Source organism: Solirubrobacter deserti, from assembly GCF_027587175.1.
GTDB lineage: Bacteria > Actinomycetota > Thermoleophilia > Solirubrobacterales > Solirubrobacteraceae > Solirubrobacter > Solirubrobacter deserti.
In genome coordinates, this window is the sequence record NZ_JAPCID010000124.1 from 1 (window position 1) to 763 (window position 763).

Genomic DNA, 763 nt, shown 5'->3' on the forward strand with positions numbered 1-763 from the left:
CCAGGCGCGCCCGTGGCCGCCGCGGCCGCCGCGCCGGCCTTCGACCCGAGCCAGTCGAACGCGTTCATGCCCGCGGTCAAGGCCACGGCGGCCGCGTCCGCCGACCGCGAGCCGGACCGCAGCGATTCGCAGGCGTTCCTGCCGGCGGTCGAGAAGCCGAAGGCCGTCGCTGCGGCGGCGCCCGTGCTCCCCGGCGGCGCGGTGGTGCAGCCGGCCGTCGCGGCGCCGGCGGCCGCGCCCGCCGTCGACGTGTCCGCGGCGGTCGACGCGGCCCCCAGCACCTATCCCGGCGACAACGCGCCGAAGGAGCAGGTCGCGGCGTGGATGGCGGCGCAGGCGAAGGAGCGAGGGCTGCCGCCGCAGCTGCCGGTGATGGCCGGGCTGGTCGAGTCCGGCCTCAAGAACCTCAACCACGGCCACGCGGACTCGGTCGGCTTCTTCCAGATGCGCGTCGGCATCTGGAACCAGGGCGCGTACGCCGGCTACCCCGAGAAGCCCGAGCTGCAGATGAAGTGGTTCCTCGACCAGGCCGAGGCGGTCAAGAAGCAGCGGATCGTCGCGGGCAAGTCGGTCGACGACCCGAGCCAGTTCGGCGAGTGGGTCGCGGACGTCGAACGCCCCGCCGAGCAGTACCGCGGCCGCTACCAGGAGCGGCTGGCCGAGGCCAACCAGCTGCTCAACGCCCAGCCGCAGCCCGCGGCGGCCGCCGCGCCGGTGGCGGCGCCCGTGGCCGCCGCGCCGGTCGATCCCGCCGCCGCGGCCG

At 76.5% G+C, this 763-nt stretch carries 1 pseudogene; it reads left to right on the forward strand.

What is annotated here, in order from left to right:
• Positions 1 to 12: 12 nt before the first annotated feature.
• Positions 13 to 763: pseudogene (locus OJ962_RS34215) on the forward strand (hypothetical protein); the annotation flags it as partial.